The sequence below is a fragment of the Aminobacter sp. Y103A genome (assembly GCF_030294925.1).
In the GTDB taxonomy this organism is placed as follows: domain Bacteria; phylum Pseudomonadota; class Alphaproteobacteria; order Rhizobiales; family Rhizobiaceae; genus Aminobacter; species Aminobacter ciceronei.
In genome coordinates this window covers 3287070-3299498 of sequence record NZ_AP017986.1, presented here as the reverse complement: position 1 = coordinate 3299498, position 12429 = coordinate 3287070, and the positions used below count along the sequence as shown (strand labels likewise).

The 12429-nt window shown below is 63.6% G+C and carries 12 protein-coding genes and 1 tRNA gene; 2 read left to right on the top strand and 11 right to left on the bottom strand.

What is annotated here, in order from left to right; genetic code table 11:
* Positions 1 to 41 precede the first annotated feature (41 nt).
* Positions 42 to 974 (bottom strand): hypothetical protein, encoded by a 933-nt coding sequence (locus Amn_RS16170; protein WP_286290422.1) that lies wholly within the window; start codon positions 972 to 974, stop codon positions 42 to 44.
* 96 nt (positions 975 to 1070) lie between these two features.
* Here Amn_RS16170 and wrbA point away from each other — a divergent pair, with 96 nt between their 5' ends.
* Both wrbA and Amn_RS16160 read left to right on the top strand, forming a co-directional pair.
* A complete protein-coding gene (wrbA, locus tag Amn_RS16165) occupies positions 1071 to 1700 on the top strand; it encodes an NAD(P)H:quinone oxidoreductase type IV (RefSeq protein WP_067961485.1) in 630 nt (209 codons plus the stop codon).
* Between the two features lie 153 nt (positions 1701 to 1853).
* Entirely contained in the window at positions 1854 to 2837 is a 984-nt protein-coding gene (locus Amn_RS16160) for an alpha/beta fold hydrolase (RefSeq protein WP_286290421.1), read from the top strand.
* On the opposite strand, the gene Amn_RS16155 is transcribed toward Amn_RS16160, so the two are convergent.
* The 10 genes from Amn_RS16155 to Amn_RS16110 all read right to left on the bottom strand — a co-directional run bounded on the left by Amn_RS16155 (position 2831) and on the right by Amn_RS16110 (position 12377).
* Positions 2831 to 2962 (bottom strand): SH3 domain-containing protein, encoded by a 132-nt coding sequence (locus tag Amn_RS16155; protein ID WP_246670681.1) that lies wholly within the window; start codon positions 2960 to 2962, stop codon positions 2831 to 2833. The genes Amn_RS16160 and Amn_RS16155 overlap by 7 nt on opposite strands.
* Before the next feature lie 315 nt (positions 2963 to 3277).
* The gene (locus Amn_RS16150) at positions 3278 to 3517 is read right to left on the bottom strand and encodes a DUF2188 domain-containing protein (RefSeq protein WP_182574111.1); all 240 of its coding nucleotides are present in this window, start codon (positions 3515 to 3517) and stop codon (positions 3278 to 3280) included.
* 638 nt (positions 3518 to 4155) lie between these two features.
* A tRNA-Leu gene (locus Amn_RS16145) sits at positions 4156 to 4240 on the bottom strand.
* 198 nt (positions 4241 to 4438) lie between these two features.
* Positions 4439 to 4648, bottom strand: a complete 210-nt coding sequence (locus tag Amn_RS16140) for a hypothetical protein (RefSeq protein ID WP_286290417.1) — start codon at positions 4646 to 4648, stop codon at positions 4439 to 4441.
* 183 nt (positions 4649 to 4831) lie between these two features.
* Positions 4832 to 5683 carry an alpha/beta fold hydrolase gene (locus Amn_RS16135; protein ID WP_286290415.1) on the bottom strand — a complete coding sequence of 284 codons (852 nt, stop codon included), beginning with the start codon at positions 5681 to 5683 and terminating at the stop codon, positions 4832 to 4834.
* A 105-nt stretch (positions 5684 to 5788) separates the two neighbouring features.
* Positions 5789 to 7300, bottom strand: a complete 1512-nt coding sequence (locus Amn_RS16130; protein ID WP_067961494.1) for a tripartite tricarboxylate transporter permease — start codon at positions 7298 to 7300, stop codon at positions 5789 to 5791.
* A gap of 10 nt (positions 7301 to 7310) precedes the next feature.
* On the bottom strand, positions 7311 to 7772 hold the full coding sequence (locus Amn_RS16125) for a tripartite tricarboxylate transporter TctB family protein (RefSeq protein WP_067961496.1): 462 nt from the start codon (positions 7770 to 7772) through the stop codon (positions 7311 to 7313).
* Positions 7773 to 7993: 221 nt separating this feature from the next.
* Positions 7994 to 8971: a tripartite tricarboxylate transporter substrate-binding protein gene (locus Amn_RS16120; RefSeq protein ID WP_067961498.1), complete on the bottom strand. Its 978-nt coding sequence runs from the start codon at positions 8969 to 8971 to the stop codon at positions 7994 to 7996.
* A 212-nt stretch (positions 8972 to 9183) separates the two neighbouring features.
* Positions 9184 to 10539: a sigma-54-dependent transcriptional regulator gene (locus Amn_RS16115; protein WP_286290410.1), complete on the bottom strand. Its 1356-nt coding sequence runs from the start codon at positions 10537 to 10539 to the stop codon at positions 9184 to 9186.
* Positions 10536 to 12377, bottom strand: coding sequence for a sensor histidine kinase (locus Amn_RS16110; RefSeq protein WP_286290408.1), 1842 nt, complete (start codon positions 12375 to 12377; stop codon positions 10536 to 10538). Before Amn_RS16110 ends, Amn_RS16115 begins: the two co-directional genes overlap by 4 nt.
* Between the last annotated feature and the right edge of the window lie 52 nt (positions 12378 to 12429).

Sequence of the window (12429 nt, the reverse complement as noted above, 5' to 3'; positions counted from 1 at the left end):
ACGGTCGTTCGCAAACCGCTTGGGCGGGCTTGCCGACGAGCCTAGTCCCAGACCGGGTTGGTTCCCGATTTATGTGGAATTTCCTCTGCGTATGCACAGGCGAGAAATGTCTGGATCAGACTTTTAATTTCCTTCCATCGGCCGAACAATTGCAATGAGTATGACGCGGTGATGTCGACCGCCTTGTAGTCAAATTGATGCTCGCACTGGGGGGACATTCCGTGGGCTGGGGTGTTGCATTCTAGCAAGTCTTTGAATGGCGCTTCCATTGTCGTGACAAAAATTCTCTTGTTTTGGTATGTCGGCGTTTTGACATCGGTGACCTCGAACAGCCCTTCGGTTTCTGCCGGGATGAGCGTGAAAGGGATCATGTCGAAGGACCACGGCAGCCCAGTTACCGTGCGAATCCTGATCGGAACCAGTTTTTCCACACTGTAGCGGTCGTGGATGAGGAACCTGAATGACGGCGGTTGGTCGTCCGGCTTGATTGGCTTTCCAGCAAGGGTGTGCCTCATCAACCAAGGCAGCGGACCGCCGTCCATACGCATCACGAAGTTCTCGCCGTCTTGGTGGCGCAACATGGTTTGCCCAGCAGTTGTCAGTGGGAGGCTTCGGTAGTCGTTGGGGTATGCCAGCCGGACACTGACCGCCGGGTCGAATGAGGCAGGAGGGGAGGTTCGCGGTCCCTCATCCTCGACAACGACTTGCACGAGCTGGCCGGCGCCATGAAACATCGCGCAGTGGGGAGCATTTACCGCCCATGCCGGACCGGTCACGATCAAAGCGGCTGCGATCAACATAAAGGCTGCTTGTTGTTGTCCCAAGATCGTCTCGCAAGCTTGTTGGTGCAATGGCTTAACACCAGCCGGCCAGATTTGGCGACCAGAAGCTTTCGGAATGCTGAAGGCTGCTGATCGTTCTTCATTCATGCAGGCAAGCGGGCAATGGTCGCTGTTTGGTGAACGATGCGTCACGTATTGGCACGCTTTCATTGAACGCGCATTGGATTACATCTCTCCCCAGACGCCGACCCAAGACGGCGCAACGAGATTTTCCCGCTGGAGTTTGAAATGGCTAAGATTCTTGTTCTCTATTATTCGAGCTGGGGCCACATGGAGCAGATGGCCAAGGCCGCTGCCGAAGGCGCCCGCGCCGCCGGCGCCGACGTGACCATCAAGCGTGTTCCCGAGCTTGTGCCCGAGGCAGTCGCCAAGGCCGCCTACTACAAGCTCGATCAGGAAGCGCCGATCGCCGACCCGCTCGAACTGGCCGACTATGACGGCATCATCATCGGCACCGCCACCCGCTACGGCACAATGGCCTCGCAGATGAAGAACTTCCTCGACCAGACCGGCCCGCTCTGGGCCAAGGGCGCGCTGCTCGACAAGGTCGGCTCGGTGATGGTGTCGACCGCGACCCAGCATGGCGGCGCCGAACTGGCGCTCATCAACGCCCAGATCCACCTGCAGCACCACGGCATGGTCATCGTTCCGCTGTCCTATGCCTACCAGGGCCAGATGGGCAATGACGTCGTCCGTGGCGGCGCACCTTACGGCATGACCACCACCTCGGACGGCGACGGTTCGCGCCAGCCTTCGGCACAGGAACTCGAAGGCGCCCACTTCCAGGGCAAGCGCGTGGCCGAGATCGCCATCCGCCTGCATGGCAAGGGTTCGAACGCCGTCAAGGAAGTTGCATAACAGAGACGTTGCTTAGCAACGAACTTGCTTAACAGCTTCGGATCGTTATGATTTTTGTGAACGGGCGGCCGCTGGGCCGCCCGTTTTGCATTGGTGTGTTTGAGCCCGCGCTCCTGGGCGGCTAGACTGCCGGCATTGCTTCCAGGAGGTTCGATGGCGACGACGATTCTCGGCTGGGTGGCCAGCATCGCCTTCCTAGCCATTGCCCTTGTCGGCGGCTATTTCGTGCTGGCGACACGCAGGATATCGGCACAGGTAGAACGCGCCGTGCCGGCCAGCGGCAAGTTCCTGCAACTGGGCCGCCACAACATTCATTATGCCGACGAAGGGCAGGGCCGGCCGATCCTGTTCATCCACGGCCTCGGCGCGCAACTGCACCATTTCCGCCATCCGCTGTTTCCCGAACTCGCCGAATTCAGATGCATCGCACTCGATCGGCCGGGCTCGGGCTATTCCATCCGGCCGGCCGGCTTTTCCGGCAGCCTGGTCGAGCAGGCCGAACTGGTCGCGCGCTTCATCGAAAGACTTGGGCTGGAGCGGCCGCTTGTCGTCGGCCATTCGCTTGGCGGTGCGGTCGCATTCACGCTGGCGCAAAACCATCCGCAGGCGGTGTCGGGTCTGGTGCTGCTGTCGCCGCTGACACATCTGGAGAACGAACTGCGGCCGGAATTCCGCTCGCTCTACATCAAGTCGCGGCTGAAGCGCCGTCTGGTGGCGGAGACGATTGCCATACCGACGAGCCTGAAATACGCGCCGCAGACCTTGGCCTTCCTGTTTTCGCCGCAGGCGGCACCGAAGGATTATGGCACGTCAGGCGGCGGTTTTGCCGGGCTGCGGCCGAGCCATTTCTACGCGTCCTCAGCCGACATGGTGGCGATCGAGCTTAATCTCGGCGCCATCGAGGCGCGTTATGGCGAGCTCGACCTGCCGGTCGCGGTGATGTTCGGCACCGCCGACCGTGTGCTCGACTACCGGCTGCACGGTGAACCCCTGATCGGCAGGATCAAGGGCTTGGAGCTCGACCTGGTCGAAGGCCTCGGCCACATGCCGCAATTCGTCGTGCCGCAACGGGTGGCGGCGATGATCCGGCGCATTGCTGCCAAGGCATTCGCCTCGGAACGGGCCGAAGGTCAGTAGCCGCAGGAATTGCTCATCCATCTGCGGTGGGCCCAGCCTTCAAAACCGTCGACGCCGACGAAGTACCAGCTGCCGCGCCTGTCAGTGATCTCGACGGTGTCGCCGTTGAACAACTGATGGATCATGGGCGCCGTGGCGCTCGGGCCGGCGCGCACGGCAAGGAAGCCGGTGCCGCGGGCCAGGCTGTAGGTACGCGACAGGCCGTGAACGGTGCCTTCGCATATTGCGCCTGCGCCGGTGTCGCGACGCCGATGGATAGCGTTGCCGCAACGGTGGCAAGCACTGCGGCCGAGAGCGCCGCCTTGGTTGAAAATGCTGGTTTGCCTGCAAATACTGACATGAGCGACACTGTTCGGCCTCCGCCGAGCAACCGGCGTCTCGCCGGATGCCGGTGAGTATCGCTGACATGGCAAAAGGTTCAGGCAGTTCGTTGCAAACGGCTAGTCGGAGACTTCGGTGTCCGGCCTGTCGTCGCCTTTGGCGAGTTCGTCGTGCCAGCGGCCCTCCGCATCCTCGTACTGGATGCCGTCGGTCGAGCCGGCGACGCGCTGTTCGGCTGCCGCAGTCTCGGCGGCCTGCAGGGCGTGATTGTGGGTGGGGAAGGTCTCGGAAAAGGTGTCGCCGACCTTGTAGGCCCAGCCACCATCGTGCTGGACGATCTCATAGACGAGCTTGGCCATGGGTTTCCTCGTTGGGTGGTTTGTCGTTGTGCATCAGCGCCTCAAGGGGCCGTGCTGCCGCGAGTGTCCGCGCGCGACAGTGAGAAGAGCCTCACGACCGTCCCGGCCTATCCGGTGGGCATGGCAAATACGGTGAGCGGTAGGCGACCCAGTGCCGGGCGCAACGGTGCTTGCTGTCAGGCGACAACGGCCGGTCGTCTGGCGCGGAGGCGCAACAGATACACAGCGCGCAATGGATTCATATGCGACCATGCCCGCTCAAACGTTGCCGGGCGCAAATGGTTGCATGCCGTCAAACGGCGTTTTGGACGGTGCTATCTGGTCCGGTTCAGAGAGGGACGATGGAAAACACGACCCAGGCGCCGCAAACGGCGGCGGCAAGTCCAAGGCAGGCGCTACGGTGTTTTTCCCAGAAGTATGGCGCACGTTCCCAATTGTAGTGCATGTACTCGGCTCCCCACTCACAACGCCCCCACGCGGTGAAGTTGTATTTCACTCTGAAACAATCCGCAATTTTCCGGTGTGGTTGTGCGGTGACGAAAGAGTGTGAGCGTGGCAATTATGTCACGCTAATATGTGGGCGGATATGCCTCGCGATCGAGGCTCGATTCGCGTGCGCTGGGCAATGGAGCGATGTTTGGTGCGGACGGCGGGGATCGAACCCGCATAGCCGAGGCTGAGAGATTTTAAGTCTCTTGCGTCTACCAGTTTCGCCACGTCCGCTTGGCTCGCATTTCAACTGCGCAGGCGATTCCGTCAACTGGCCTTGTGCCGCCACCGGACCGTGACGGGCAATTGGTGTCCTGAATGGGGGCTGCCGCGCCATCCAGCTTGGGTCTGGATCGCGTCCCGCCGCGTGGGAACGATCAACTCCAGCAGGTGCTTGCCTTATGCGTCCGGTGTTCCGGGAAGCGCTTGTGGCTACTTCGTTCCGTTGAAATCGAGCAGCGGGGACACCGCTGCAGCATCCTTTTTCACCGACTTGCGGCGCGTCTTTCTGGCCGGCTTCTTGCCCGCCTCCTTCGTCGCGACATTTGCCGCTTCCTGCGGTACTGCGGCCGGCAAGGCCGCCTTTGCAGGCGTGGGTTTTGCTGCGGCCGGGGCCGCCTTTTCTGTGAACTTGATTGCCATGCTGTCCGCCATTTCATCGCGCCGCGAGTCAGCGGCCTTGGCCTTCCATACACGATTTGTTCCGCTTGGGGGCAATGAAGGGCATGGTCGATGCGACGAACGGCGGCGAGCCGGCGCAGCGGCCGATGGCGATCGCTTGTTGCGGTCGCCTGCAAAGGCAGAACGGGCGCTGCGGTTGAAAGTCTACTTCCCGTCGATGAACTCCAGCACCGATCTGTTGTACTCGTCCGGTGCCTGCAGCATGGCGAAGTGGCTGGCGTTGGGCAGGATGATCAGCTCGGCGCCGGGAATGATCGAGGCCATGTATTCGGTGTGCTTGCGCGTCACCGCCTCGTCATGGTCGCCGAGAACGATGGCCGTCGGCGCCGTTATCGTCGCCAGCTGTTCCTTGGTCCAATTCGGCTGCGTCTTCCACATCTCGCTGATCTGGCCGACGAAGGCGTCGTATTCGGTCGGCGTCTTGGACATCCTGGCATAGTCCCTGCCGGAGCGCTCGATATAGGCGCCGAAGGTCTTGTTGCTCTCGACACCGGGATCGACACCATCGGTGGTGACGTTGGCAGCATGTGCGTAGAGCCGCGTCAGGCGCTCCGGGTGCTTCATGGCGATGTCGATACCAATGATGCCGCCGTCGCTCCACCCGACGATCGCGGTCTTGTCGATCTTGAGATGGTCGAGCAGCGCAAGATAATCTGAGGCCATCAACTCATAGCCGAAGGGCTCGGTGGTGCGTGTCGAGCGGCCATGGCCGCGGCTGTCGGCGACGATCACCTTGTGGGTCTTGGAGAACTCGGCCACCTGGCATGCCCAGATGTCGGCATGGCCGAGGCCGCCATGGATCAGCAGCACCGGGTCGCCCGAGCCGTACACGGCATAATACATGTCGATGCCGTTGACCTTGGCATAGCCGGTTTCGGTGGAGGCCGGCATGGCGGCCGGTTCCGGCAAGGTCAGCCAGCGCTCTTCAGCGCCCACTGCAGCAATGGAAAACAGTGAAACAAAAGCAACAACAACGGCAGTCCAGAAAGAACGCATGCCCGCCTCCGCCCATCTTGTGCGGCAAGTGACTGCCAATGCGCTGGAAAAGTCAACGGGCGGAAGATCCGCCCGTTGGTTTTGCTGCAAGTTGCTGGTTTTTGATCAGCCTTCTTCCTCGACGAAGACCTCGTCGCGCTTCTTGCGAACTGCCGGCAGCAGCACGACGATCAACACGCCCGCGGCTATCGCCAGCAGCAGGGCGCTGATCGGGCGGGTGAAGAAGGTCGTCGGGTCGCCGCGCGACAGGATCATGGCGCGGCGCAGGTTTTCCTCGAGCAGAGGTCCGAGCACGAAGCCGAGCAGCAGCGGCGCCGGCTCGCAGCGCAGCTTGACCAGCACGTAGCCAATGAAGCCGAAGAAGGCGACGGCATAGAGGTCGAAGACGTTGGAGTTGACGCTGTAGACGCCGATTGCACAGAACGCCATGATGATCGGGAACAGCACGTAGTAAGGCACTGTCAGTAGCTTCACCCACAGGCCGATCAGCGGCAGGTTGAGGATGATCAGCATCAAATTGCCGATCCACATCGAGGCGATGATGCCCCAGAACAGCGCCGGCTGCTCGGTAGCCACATTGGGGCCGGGCACGATGCCCTGGATGATCATCGCACCGATCATCAGCGCCATGACGGGGTTGGCCGGGATACCGAGCGTCAGCATCGGGATGAACGAGGTCTGGGCACCGGCATTGTTGGCCGATTCCGGACCGGCGACGCCGGCGACCGCACCCTTTCCGAACTCTTCCGGGTTCTTGGAGACGCGCTTCTCCACCGTGTAGGAGGCAAACGCCGCAAGGATCGCGCCGCCGCCGGGCAGGATGCCGAGTGCGGAGCCGATTGCCGTGCCGCGCAGGATAGGTGCTGCCATCGCCTTGAAGTCCTCGCGTGTCGGCATCAGGCCTGACACCTTGGCCATCAGCACTTCGCGGGTCTTTTCGCTTTCGAGGTTGCGCAGGATCTCGGCGATGCCGAAAACGCCGACGGCGACCGCGACGAAGTTGAGCCCGTCGGCATATTCGCGGATGCCCAGCGTGAAGCGTGGCGTTCCGGTGTAGATGTCGGTGCCGACGAGGCCGAGCAGCAGGCCGAGAACGACCATCGCCAGTGCCTTGACGATCGAGCCATGGGCAAGGGCGATGGATGAGACCAGGCCGACGACCATCAGCGAGAAGTATTCTGAGGCACCGAACTGCAGCGCGATCGCCGTCAGTGGCGGCGCGAAGATGGCAACCAGGAAGGTCGACACCGTGCCGGCGAAGAACGAGCCGATGGCGGCGATCGCCAGCGCCGCACCTGCACGTCCACGCCGGGCCATCTGGTAGCCGTCGATCGCGGTGACGGCGGACGAGGATTCGCCCGGCATGTTGATCAGGATAGCCGTGGTCGAGCCGCCATATTGCGCGCCGTAATAGATGCCGGCGAGCATGATCAGCGAGGAGACGGGGTCGCCGATCTGGAAGGTGATCGGCAACAGCATGGCGATCGTTGCGGTGGCGCCGATGCCGGGCAGCACGCCGATGAGCGTGCCGAGCAGCACGCCGATCAGGCAGAAGCCGAGATTGTAGAGCGTCGAGGCGGTGGAGAAGCCAAGCGCGAGATTGTCGAAGAGTTCCATCTCATACCCCTCAGAACGGCAGCCAGGGGCCGAAGCGCTGGAATGGCAGGCCGAGTGCGTAGCTGAACACGACGACCGAAAACAGAGTCACGCCGGCGGCAAGCAAGACAGCAGCCAGCGGCTTCATCCGGGTCGAGGCGAAGGCAGCGATCAGGCAGGTGATGAAGATCGACGGCACGAAGCCGAGGCCGCGCACGGTGAGGCCGAAGAATATCGGTGCAGGCAGGATGAAGGCCAAGCCGCGCCAGGCGATCGGGCCGATCGGCTCGCCGGCTATGCGGGTGGCCTGGACGATGACGATGCCCCCGAGCAGGATCAGTACCAGAGCAAGCACGAGCGGGAAGTAACCCGGTCCCATGCGGAAAGTGGTGCCGAGGTCGAGGCCGAGCGACTGGATGGCGAAGAAGGCGCCGGTTGCGACGAAGATCGCGCCGCAGGCTCCATTGGTTGGGTCGATGGCGAGGTTTTTCATGCGAGGCCCTCTGCTGGCGCCTGACGTTCTGTGGCTGCCTTGTTCTGTTCCCCGTCCGCCTGCCTTGGCCTGGTCGCGCCTGAGGGCGACTAGGGAGCATCGAACGCGCGCATGATCGCGCGGCGTCGGCAATTGGCAAGGGGGTGCAGCGAATGGGCTTCTCCGTCGGGAGAAGGGGCAGCCGGAGAAGGGCCGCGCCGGAGCGCGGCCCGGGTCGTGGCTTAGTCGGCGAACTGGCCGGCAGCCTCGATGATCGGCTTCCAGCGCGCGATTTCGTCTTCGAGCTTGGCCTTCAGTGCTGCCGGGGTCGCGTCCGCCTCGGATGACGGGATGGTGCCGAGCTCGGCGAAGCGGGCAACGACGTTGGGGTCCTTCAGGGCCACCTGCAGCGACTTCGACAGGCGTTCGGTCACCTCGGCAGGTGTGCCCTTGGGCGCGTAGACGCCGTGCCAGATGCCGACTTCCATGCCCTCAAGACCGCCTTCCTTGGTGGTCGGCACGTCCTTCAGCACGTCGAGGCGGGCAGGCGAGGTGACGGCATAGGCCTTGATCGTGCCGGCCTGGATCTGCTTGGTGGTGTTGGTGGTCTGGTCGCACATGATGTCGACCTGGCCGCCGAGCAGATCGGTCATGGCAGGGCCGGTACCCTTGTAGGGCACGGTGACCAGTGGCGTGCCGATGGCGCTCATGAACAGCATGCCGCACAGATGGGATGCTGCACCGATGCCGGCGTTGGCGACGGTGACGGTGTCCTTGTTGGCCTTGGCGTATTCGACGAGACCCTTGAGGTCGGTCGGCGCGAGGTCCTTCTTGGCGACGATGGTCATCGGCACTTCGGTGACCAGGCCGACATATTCGAAGGCGTTCAGCGTGTCATAGGCGAGCTTGCGGTACAGCGTTGCACTGGTGGCCATGCCGATGTGGTGCAGCAACAGCGTGTAACCGTCCGGATCGGCGGAGGCGACGCGGCCGGCGCCGAGCGTGCCGCCGGCACCGCCGACGTTTTCGACGATGACCTGCTGGCCGAGATCCTTGGACATCGATTCAGCGACGAGACGGGTGACGGTGTCGGTCGGGCCGCCGGCGGCGAAGGGCACGACGACGGTGATGGTGCGTTCGGGATAGCCCGCGGCATTGGCAGCAAGCGGGAAAATGGCAACGGCGGCTGCCGTCGCCAGCGAGGCGATAAGTTTCTTCACGGAATCCTCCCAGATATCGGAACTCGACCTCCGCCTTGACCACAGCTCCTCCGGGGCCGGCGTCGGATGGCCGATTGGGCGGCAGCCGGAGCCGTTCCGCAATGTCACGCAGCCACTGTTGACGCATAAAATGCCATGTCGACCTCGATGGTGGGTGGAAAAGGTAACATCGGCCTTTCCCGGTGTGTGGAATTCCACACACCAAGCGGCCGCTACTGCTCGGAGGCATCCGCCATGCCGACCTGATTCTTGTCGAGACCATAGCGCTGCATCTTCTCGTAGAGCGTCTTGCGCGAGATGCCGAGCTGCTCGTAGACCGGCTTGAGGCTGCCGCCATGAGCGACGAGGGCTGCCTGGATGACGTTCTTCTCGAAGCCGGCGACGCGCTCGGCCAGGCGCTCGTCGCCGTCGCTGGAGCCCTCTTCGGTGGACTGCAGCCCGAGGCCGAGCACGAAACGGTCAGCGGCGTTGCGCAATTCGCGCACATTGCCGGGCCAGTCGCGCCGGGCGATGTCGGCGACGATGCGGGGCGGCACCTCCATCGCCTCGCGGCGGTAGCGCCCGGTTGCTTCGCGCACCAGCTGCAGGAAAAGCAGCGGCACGTCCTCGCGGCGAGCCGTGAGCCCGGGCATGCGCAAGGTCACGACGTTGAGCCGGTAGAGCAGGTCGGCGCGGAAGCGTCCGGCAGCAACCTCGGCGTCGAGGTCGGCCTTGCTGGTGGCGATGAAGCGCACGTCGAGCGGTATCGGCTCATTGGAGCCGAGGCGAAAGATGATGCGGTCCTGGATGACGCGCAACAGCTTGGCCTGCAGGTCTGCCGGCATCGAGCCGATCTCGTCGAGAAGCACCGTGCCGCCACGGGCATGCTCGAACTTGCCGTAGCGTGGGCGCAGCGCGCCGGGGAAGGCGCCGGCCTCGTGACCGAACAGCTCGCTCTCGATCAGGGTTTCGGGCAAGGCGGCACAATTGATGGCGACGAAGGGTTTGGTGGCGCGGCTGCTGATGTCGTGCAGCGCACGAGCCGCCACTTCCTTGCCGGTGCCGGTGTCGCCGATGATCAGCGCGTCGGCATCGGTACCGGCAATGGCGCGCAGCTTGTAGCGCAACTCGACCATGATGTTGCTGCGCCCGGGCAGGCGGGCCTCGAGGTCGTCGTTCTTGCCAGCTGCGGCGCGCAGCTCCCGGTTCTCGAGTACGAGCTTGCGCCGGTCGATGGCGCGCGCAGCCATTTCGGCAATGTGCTGGGAGGTGAAGGGTTTCTCGATGAAGTCGTAGGCCCCCTCGCGCATGGCGCGCACGGCAAGCTGGACATCGCCATGGCCGGTGACCAGGATGACGGGAATGTCGGGGTCGACCTCGTGGATGCGTCCCATCAGCGTCATGCCGTCCATTCCGGGCATGCGGATGTCCGAGACGACGACGCCGTTGAAGCCCTGGGTGATGAAGTCGAGGGCGCGCTCGCCGCTGGGGCTGTCCTGGACGGCGAGGCCGGCGAGGTCGAGCGACTGCGCGGTCGATCGGCGCAGCTCGTCCTCGTCGTCGACCAGAAGCACGACCGGCGGCTTCATTCCGCGGCCTCGCGCATGGCGGAGCGCATCGCATCGAGCTCGATCGTGAACAAGGCCCCGCCCTCAGCATGAGTCATGACACCAAGACTCCCACCGAAGTCTTTGATGATATTGTATGAAATCGAGAGCCCGAGACCAAGGCCCTTGCCTACGCCCTTGGTCGAGAAGAACGGGTCGAAGATGCGTTCGGCGATGGCCTTGGGCACGCCGGGTCCATGGTCGCGTACAGTGATGGTGACCTTGCCGGCCTTGCGCCTGGCCATCAGTTCGATGCGGCGGTCGGGCAGGCCTTCGACGGCGTCGGCGGCATTGGTGACGATGTTGACCAGTACCTGCTGCAGGCGCACCGAGCCTGCCTTGACCGTCAACGGGCTCGGCCCGAGGTCGACGGACAGTGTCGCATCCGCTGCCTTGAGACGCCAGCCGACGATTTCCTGGGTGTCGTGGACGACCTCCTGCAGCGACACCGGGCCGAGCTTCTGGTTCGGCTTGCGGGCGAAATTGCGCAGATGCCTGCTGATCGAGGCCATGCGGTCGGTGAGGCTCGAAATACGCGAGACGTTGTCGCGGGCCTCGGCGACGCGCTCGCGGTCGATCAGGATCGCGGCATTGTCGGCATAGGTCTTCACCGCAGCCAACGGCTGGTTGAACTCGTGCGACAGTGCCGCCGACATCTGGCCGAGGGCCGCGAGCTTGCCTGCCTGGATGAGGTCGGCCTGGGTCTGGCGCAACTGTTGCTCGGTGGCGCGGCGCTCGGCGACCTCGGTTTCCAGCCGTGTGTTGACCAGTGCCAGGTCGGCTGTGCGCTCCTCGACGCGGCGTTCGAGCTCCTGTTGCGCCGACTGCTGCATCTGCATGCGTTCTGCGAGCCGAGCACGGCGCTGCAGGACGATGGCACCGGCGAGTGCCGCTAGGCCGAGCGCCAGCAGGGCAAGCACGACAGCCGTCAGCGACTGGGCGCGGGCGGAACCCGTGTCGGCCAGCACATGCACCGTCCAGCCAGCCTCGGGCATCTCCTCTGCAACCTCGAGGAACTCGCGGGTGTTGCCGCGTTCGCTTATCGCCAGCAATTCGCGGCCGTCGGCCATGAAGCGCGACACGGGCAGGTTGCGCAGGATCGCATCGGAATAGCGACGCGAGGCGGTGGTGCGCGCCAGCATCTCTGAAGTCAGCGGCTTCATGCTCGAATAGAGCCAGAGCGGGCGGCTGCTCATGAAGATGATGCCTTCGGGGTCTGTAACCGTCAGCTCGAAGTCGCCGCCGCGCCAGGAGGCCTCGATCTCCTCGATATGGACCTTGAGCACGACGACGCCGGCGACGCGCTCGCCGAGTATTACCGGCGCCGAGAAGTAGTAGCCGCGCATATTGGACATGACACCGAGCGCAAAGAAGCGGCCGATGCCGCCGCGGATGGCATCCTGGTAGTAGGGGCGGTAGGAATAGTTCTCGCCGACGAAGGTGGTGGGCAGGTCGTAATTGCTGGCCGAGATCGTGTCGCCGCCCGGCTTGATCAGATAGATATCGGACGATTCGAGCAGACCGTTGATCGACTTGAGGTAGCGGTTGGCCACGTCGCGCAGCGCCTGGTCGTCGGGCGAGGCGAGCAGCAGCTGGATGTCGTCATTGTCGGCGATCAGCTGTGGCAGCGACTTGTAGCGGCTGATCTGGCCGGTGAGAGCCGAGACGGCAAGCCGGAGCGTCGTCTGTCCACGCGCCTCGGCTTCATCCATGTAGGCGCGCGTGGCGAGCCGGCCGCCCAGCACCACGATCGCAAGCGCCAGCGCTGCCAGGGCAAGCCCCGGCCACAACAAGCGGCGACCGTTAAGAAAATGCTGCATGACGCGGCCCGAACCGTTTCTGCCGCCAAGTATAGCGGGGCGGTGATGCCGC

Coding starts and splice junctions, on each gene's coding strand:
- Amn_RS16135 (WP_286290415.1), bottom strand. CDS start 5,683: ATGCGTTCTTTCTGGACTGCCGTTGTTGTTGCTTTTGTTTCACTGTTT.
- Amn_RS16150 (WP_182574111.1), bottom strand. CDS start 3,517: ATGGCCAAGCTCGTCTATGAGATCGTCCAGCACGATGGTGGCTGGGCC.
- Amn_RS16160 (WP_286290421.1), top strand. CDS start 1,854: ATGGCGACGACGATTCTCGGCTGGGTGGCCAGCATCGCCTTCCTAGCC.
- Amn_RS16110 (WP_286290408.1), bottom strand. CDS start 12,377: ATGCAGCATTTTCTTAACGGTCGCCGCTTGTTGTGGCCGGGGCTTGCC.
- wrbA (WP_067961485.1), top strand. CDS start 1,071: ATGGCTAAGATTCTTGTTCTCTATTATTCGAGCTGGGGCCACATGGAG.
- Amn_RS16125 (WP_067961496.1), bottom strand. CDS start 7,772: ATGAAAAACCTCGCCATCGACCCAACCAATGGAGCCTGCGGCGCGATC.
- Amn_RS16130 (WP_067961494.1), bottom strand. CDS start 7,300: ATGGAACTCTTCGACAATCTCGCGCTTGGCTTCTCCACCGCCTCGACG.
- Amn_RS16140 (WP_286290417.1), bottom strand. CDS start 4,648: ATGGCAATCAAGTTCACAGAAAAGGCGGCCCCGGCCGCAGCAAAACCC.
- Amn_RS16155 (WP_246670681.1), bottom strand. CDS start 2,962: ATGATCCATCAGTTGTTCAACGGCGACACCGTCGAGATCACTGACAGG.
- Amn_RS16115 (WP_286290410.1), bottom strand. CDS start 10,539: ATGAAGCCGCCGGTCGTGCTTCTGGTCGACGACGAGGACGAGCTGCGC.